General features: G+C 38.6%; 6 protein-coding genes. 2 read left to right on the top strand and 4 right to left on the bottom strand.

The window, feature by feature from the left end:
• Both VU18_RS01285 and VU18_RS01280 read left to right on the top strand, forming a co-directional pair.
• On the top strand, positions 1–779 hold a 779-nt coding region (locus tag VU18_RS01285; RefSeq protein ID WP_082218512.1), incomplete at its 5' end, for a lantibiotic immunity ABC transporter MutG family permease subunit.
• A gap of 54 nt (positions 780–833) precedes the next feature.
• Entirely contained in the window at positions 834–1,268 is a 435-nt protein-coding gene (locus VU18_RS01280) for a NisI/SpaI family lantibiotic immunity lipoprotein (RefSeq protein WP_025039376.1), read from the top strand.
• A gap of 93 nt (positions 1,269–1,361) precedes the next feature.
• Here VU18_RS01280 and VU18_RS01275 read toward each other — a convergent pair whose 3' ends face one another.
• The 4 genes from VU18_RS01275 to VU18_RS01260 all read right to left on the bottom strand — a co-directional run.
• Positions 1,362–2,780 (bottom strand): HAMP domain-containing sensor histidine kinase, encoded by a 1,419-nt coding sequence (locus VU18_RS01275; RefSeq protein ID WP_011229815.1) that lies wholly within the window; start codon positions 2,778–2,780, stop codon positions 1,362–1,364.
• On the bottom strand, positions 2,767–3,465 hold the full coding sequence (locus VU18_RS01270) for a response regulator transcription factor (protein WP_004888808.1): 699 nt from the start codon (positions 3,463–3,465) through the stop codon (positions 2,767–2,769). The genes VU18_RS01275 and VU18_RS01270 overlap by 14 nt, the downstream gene beginning before the upstream one ends.
• A 341-nt stretch (positions 3,466–3,806) precedes the next feature.
• Positions 3,807–5,102 carry a lanthionine synthetase C family protein gene (locus VU18_RS01265; protein WP_014194793.1) on the bottom strand — a complete coding sequence of 432 codons (1,296 nt, stop codon included), beginning with the start codon at positions 5,100–5,102 and terminating at the stop codon, positions 3,807–3,809.
• A partial coding sequence (locus VU18_RS01260) for an ABC transporter ATP-binding protein (protein ID WP_047757517.1) occupies positions 5,083–6,519 on the bottom strand: 1,437 nt, incomplete at its 5' end. The genes VU18_RS01260 and VU18_RS01265, both read right to left, overlap by 20 nt.

Genomic DNA, 6,519 nt, shown 5'->3' with positions numbered 1-6,519 from the left:
TTCGCCTTCTGTCATCCGAATGGATAAAAACAAAACGCACAGCGATTCGGATGATGGTCATCATCACGCCAATCATTTATTCTCTCTTTATGGTATGGTATTTTTCGCACTACCGTACCTCTACGTTTTGGCAGATGAAAATCTATCAAGGATTTTTTGAAGTAATGGCCGTTTCCTTACCGATCATTATCTCCCTACTGACTGGGCTGATGTCCTATCAAGAAGAAAAAGCAGGAAGTTTCATGAACATCTTGACCGGTCCTGTATCCAAAGTTCAATGGTATGTTGGCAAACTCACGCTGCTCATCTTTATTGCATGCGCGGACATCTTGCTAGCGACGATTCTCATGCTCTTTGGAATGAAATACGTACTCAAAGTGGCGCACATTCATTATCAGTTATTTTTGCAAGGAGCCATGCTCTCCATCGTGGGCTCACTCATCCTTTTTTCTTTGCATCTGTTCATCAGCTTTGCCTTTGGAATGGGAGCCTCGATCGCAGTAGGAAGCGGCGGATTTCTCATTTCTGCCCTGATTGGCGCAACTTCCTTAGGTGATCACGTATGGAGCTATATTCCTTGGGCTTGGGCTGTTCGTCTCTCACAATTTCCGATTCTTATGATGCCCGAAGTAAAGCAAACCTTGGGGGCGCAGTTATTAAGTTCCTTTTCGCTATCATTATGGGAAGGAATAGCCTATGCCCTTCTAAGCTTCATCATCGTCACCATCATCGGTTCGATCTGGTTTCATCGTTGGGAAGGAAATCAACCACATGAATGAAAGTTCACTGCTCCCTCTCAATGGGATGGTAAAAAAGGAGGTTTCAGAGTAACGATGAAAAACTCTATCTTACTCCTCATGTTGATTGGAATCCTCTTTATAGCAGGTTGTTCACTTGTCAGTAACTTAAAAAAGACAGCCACACAAAATATGGAGATCGATCGGAAATTACCAAAATACGAGTTGAACAAAGAAAATTTGCAAGAAATTCACTATCAAGGCCGAACGTACATGATTCAAGCAGCAAAAGTCGATCGGAATCAATTGAACAAACCGATCGGGAAAGTAGCGGAGACGATTACCATCAATGAGCATCATCAAATCTTGAGTAAAAAAGAGCTGCGAAAGATCGAAGTCATTCCCGATCAAACGGATGAAAAACGAACTCACTTGAACTTTGGCTGGGTATACAGCATCAAAGGCGTAAACCCAGATGAAGAAGTAGCTGTTACGGTGAACCACCAATTTTTGATTGCTAAAAGAAAATAAAGGCTTAGAGACTGTCAGCTAGGGAAAGAGAAATTCCTCCCTAGCTGCATTCTCCACTCTCGATAACGGCGGAAAGCCCATAAGATTGGATGATTAATCAGATAGCTCCTTAATATAAAATTCAACCGTCGCTCCACCTTTTTCATTGTTGTAGGCCCAAATTTCACCGCCATGATGATTCACAATTCTTTTAGCAATATACAGTCCTAATCCAACATGATTTTTATACTGCTTATCCTGGTAAAAAGGCTGGAACAACAAAGACGTATCGTTTTCTTTAAACCCCGTTCCTGTATCTGAACAGCGAAAATAGATTTTACACTCATTCCCCTCTTTTTCATCATAGACTTCCAACTTAATTTCTCCGCTTTTTGTAAACCTCAGGCTGTTGTATAAAATATTGTCCAACACTCTCATTAACATCGCTTCATCAAGTATGTAACGTGATTTTTGCAAATTCACATCAAAGCAAATGTTTATCGATTTTTGATGGTAAACCATTGTTGAGATCTCTAGTTTTTTCTCCTCAAGGATTTGCCTTACATCCACTTCTTTTCCATTCAATGAGAAGTGGTCATTCTCCACTTTATAGAGCAACGACAAATTATCTGTCAACATGGTCATCTTCCCACAGTTTTTGCGAATAATCTCTAAATGGGGAGTGACATCAAAGTGGTCCAACTTTCTCAAATCTTGAATCAAATCAATTTGTCCTTGGATGACCGTTAACGGGGTTCTGATATCATGTGCGATCGATGATACCATCATTTTTCGTTCGTCATCGGTCTTTGCTAAACGTTCCACCATTTCTTTCAGTGCACTGATCATGGTATTAAAGGAATCCTGGATCTTGATAAACTCTTTTCTTTTCAACCCCGAGACTTGAAAATCAAAATTCCCGCTTGCAATGTGATCAGAAGCCTGGAGCAACAATTTGACATTATGAAACAATGATTTGTACAGCCTAGATGTAAAGAAAATCAAATAGACAATAAAAAAGATCAACGGAGAAATAAACATCACAGCATAAATCAACACGGCTTCGAAGCGATTTTGATTGTTAATGATGAACCCAAAAGGCGCTTTCAACACATATACCGCCTGAATGGCGTTATCATGCTTCAGGGGAATGAACCGATACACATAGCTTCCTTTTACAATCTCACGGTTGATCGATTGACTAATATCCACTTGATCGTCTATAATTTCTCGATCACCATACAGATGCTTACCGCTGATGTCTACAACTTCTCCCTGTATCTTTTCACTGTAACGATGAATGGGAATTAATCTCCCCTTGAAAATCGCCTCTTCGTTTTCTTTCACCTTTTTTTCAATCAAATCCAAATCCTTCACGAAATAATTGGTCGGTTTCACCACATCGTTCGTGGTTAATGTCATAATCAAATAGATTACGCATAAATAGGTAACGGCCGAAGAGATCACTGTTGCCAACACTACCTTCACAACCAACAAGTAAAAATCTCGTTTGATTGTTTTATCGTTTTTCATTGCTCACATCCCATTTATAGCCGAGCCCATATAATGTTTGAATATAAGAGGTTTCTGGATCGACGTCCTTGATTTTTTTTCGAATATTTTTGATGCTTTCTGTAACCGTGTCTAACTGGCTGTCGGAGTCAATCCCCCATACTCGTTCAAAGATTCTTTCTTTGGAGAAAACGACCTTTTTATTGAGCATCAACAACTTCACAATCTCATATTCTTTTTTTGTTAACGGTAATTTCTTTCCTTTACAAAAGACTTCATTAGCCAAAAGATCAATCGTAATATTTTTAGAACTCAAAAGATATCTCTCGTTTGAACGAATCCGTTCTTCCCTTCTTAAATGAGAATCAATTCTCGCCTTTAACTCCTTTAAGCTGAACGGCTTGGTGATGTAGTCATCCCCACCGATCGCCAGAGCTTGAACCTTATCTTCCTCCAGCGTTTTAGCACTAACAAATACAATAGGGTAATCAACCCGATCACGAATGATTGTACACAGCTCCATTCCGTCAATTCCTTCCATCATGATATCCAACACAATCAAATCAAAATCGTCGTTTATCATCTTCAACGCTTCTACACCGCTGTGGACCGTTTCTACCTGATAATGATGAAGCTCCAAATATTGTTTAATGGTGCAGCAAATATCTTCATCATCATCAACGACCAAAATTTTCTTGTTATTCATCTTTTGATCCCCCATACAGTTGAATCGCATTTTAACCTATTCCATCCCCATATCATGGGGTAATCTCATAACACCGTTGCGTTGTTCATAGGTGCAATGTGAAGCTTTACTCTTTGTTGCTTTTTACTAAAAAATGCGCACGTCTTGAGTGACGCCCGGGTGAAAGACACCTCTTGTCTATGAACCTTTTCCAACATATTTGATCGATGACCGGTTGATCGAACAACACCCTTTTTAGGGAGTTGTTCGACCGATCGGTACGCCAAGGTATGATGGAGCCCCCTCTGCGGCTTGCCTCTAACCATCGATCAGTCGGCTTTTCCATTGTATATAAACAACATTTAAACTTCAGATAATAAAAATGCACAATCCCAAGGCGTTTTTTTCGAGTTTTGTATAGCTAATATCGTCAATAAAATTCCCGCTGTTCCATCGATTAGTCCCACATAATCATAATATTTCGTGCTTCCTTCGCTCTCCTCAATATTTTTAAAGCCAAAAGGGAATTCCTCATTATAAAATTTTATTATATCATCGACTAATTTGCAGGCGGCTTCCTTAAAATCGCTGATATTCGTTTCTTCATAAAATCTGTTGCATATATACGCAACTCCCGATAAACCATGACAGAAGGAAGGAGAAAAAATGTTGTAAAGCCGTTTGCTTGCCAGTTTCATTCCGCTGACAGCACAATCAATGTATGATTGATTATTTAGAGTTTTACCTGCTATAAGTAACGAATAAGCAACACCAGGCGTGCCATAACACCAGGCATCCCTTGTATCTTTGTTTAGGACAGAGCCATTTTTGTATTCCTCTAGAGAAACATGAGTCCCCCAATAAGAGCCATTTTCATCTTTAATTTGAAACTTCATAAGAAAATCAGCTATTCTTTGAATGCATTCATCTTGCCCATCTACGTAAATATTCAGTTTTTTAGCATTGCACAAGACAATGAGTAAAGCAGGTATACCGTGAGACAACCCAATGTTAAAGAAACCCGATGGCCATTTTCTCCTTTCAGTGTCTGAAAAAGCATTCTTTGGGGGAATATACCAGCCAGGAACGTTGATATCCTCCATTTGTTTATCTTGAGATAAATCTATAATGTATTTTAAGATTAACGTAATACTTTTTTTCATCTCTTGCGGAAATAATAGGCAGTAGCTCGCTATACCCGCTACTCCCGAAATAGCATCGTAATCGTCCATATTCGGATACGGTTTCTGTTTCAAATACTCGATCATTTCTCCGATTCTTTCTTCGATGGCTTGATTAATCGTTGAGATAAAGTTTTGATACCTTTTTCCTCCCTTGGATAAACATACTGCAGCAAGGCCGATCCCTGCCAATCCGGTAAACATGGATAAAGAAGGGAAGCCGTGTTGATTCATTTGTTCACCGATTTTTTTGATGTATTGATGCCCTAATAAATCCCAACCTTCATCCGGATATTGTTCGCCCAATTCGCCGTACAGCGCACATAAGGCTGGTAACCCATGGCTTAAACTTAACTCATTAAACGGATTTATCGTCTTGTTTCCAATTTTAATATAATTACTTGGGTGATTGACGATTCGCTTCATATTCTCATAATCCGACAATTTTTTCGCAAGATTACAAACCAGCGCTTTCATTGAGATGCTCATACTCCTCCTCGTTTTTCAAAGCTTCCAATTCATACATTCTTCTGTATAACTCATTCGTAGCTAACAATTCCCAATGCGTACCTATACCGACAATTTCACCATCATTCATTACTACGATTTTATCGGCAAGCTTAGCTGTTGATAGACGATGTGAGATAAAGATACCAATTTTATCTTTTGTCATATTGATAAACATATCAATGACTTCTTTCTCGGAAATGGGATCCAGTGCCGAGCTAGGTTCATCCAATATATATACGGATGCATCCCGAAATAACGCCCTAGCAATCGCTACTTTTTGCCACTGTCCTCCCGAAAGCTGAACACCGTCGACAAACCATAAACCAAGCTGAGTATCTAAATCCTCGATAAAATTTACTCTCGCCCTCTCCATGGCTTGTTTTAATTCTCCGTCACGATCAATGCGCGTAATATCGCCAAACCCCACGTTTTCCCTTAATTTCAATTCATACTTCACAAAATCTTGGAACAACACGGCAATGTTTTTTCTCAATTGTTCCGTATCCAAATCATTGATGGACACACCATTATAAAAAATGCTATCCTCATCGTGTTCATACAATTTCAATAAAAGTTTTATAAGGGTGCTTTTTCCTGATCCATTTGCACCGACGATGGCTATTCTTTCCCCTTTGTTGATGTCGAGGTTAATATTTTTCAATACTACTTTTGGTTTCGTTGGATAACGAAACGTTAAATTTCTTATCTTAATATTTTCGATTTTGTCTATCCCTGATACGAATCGATCTCCTTTGTCCAATACTTCTTCGTCTAACCCCAAAAATTCAAACAGTTGGTTGATATATAAATTGTTTTTATACAGGGAATGGATGATATTCAATATTTTCTTAGAGTTGCTAGAAATTAAGTTCAAGGCCTGAATAAGCCCTACGACGTGACCTATAAGGATTTCACCTGCCAACGCCGAAATGATGATGATAACAAGTACGGTATTGATACATATTTGTTCAACGAGCTCAAAAATAAATGTAAAAACCGTTCTTCTTTTAAAAAGATGGATATCCTGCTCGACGAACGTTTTGTTGATTTCTTTAAATTTGTTCAAAATATAGCCTGCCAAGTTATATATTTTGACTTCTTTGAACGTGTTGTCTCTTGTCATTAGGTAAGACAAATACCATGATTTCCTTTTTTCCGGTGCACGCAACCAACTAACATTAAACTCTCTTTGGCCAATCTTGAAAAAATAAAAAGAAAAAACGAGTGGTATGAAGATTAATATAATCAACACCCACGGTTTCCAATGGATCAGAATCATCATCGATGAAAAAAAGGTTACAATCGCCGATATTGCACCTAATATGGATAAAAACACTTCAAATGGTTTATACGGCGTTTCATTCTGTACTCTTTGCAACATATC

Origin of the sequence: Geobacillus sp. ZGt-1, from assembly GCF_001026865.1 — a bacterium.
Lineage (GTDB): Bacteria > Bacillota > Bacilli > Bacillales > Anoxybacillaceae > Geobacillus > Geobacillus thermoleovorans.
This window is presented reverse-complemented; position numbering and strand designations above follow the sequence as displayed.

Coding starts and splice junctions, on each gene's coding strand:
- VU18_RS01280 (WP_025039376.1), top strand. CDS start 834: ATGAAAAACTCTATCTTACTCCTCATGTTGATTGGAATCCTCTTTATA.
- VU18_RS01275 (WP_011229815.1), bottom strand. CDS start 2,780: ATGAAAAACGATAAAACAATCAAACGAGATTTTTACTTGTTGGTTGTG.
- VU18_RS01270 (WP_004888808.1), bottom strand. CDS start 3,465: ATGAATAACAAGAAAATTTTGGTCGTTGATGATGATGAAGATATTTGC.
- VU18_RS01265 (WP_014194793.1), bottom strand. CDS start 5,102: ATGAAAGCGCTGGTTTGTAATCTTGCGAAAAAATTGTCGGATTATGAG.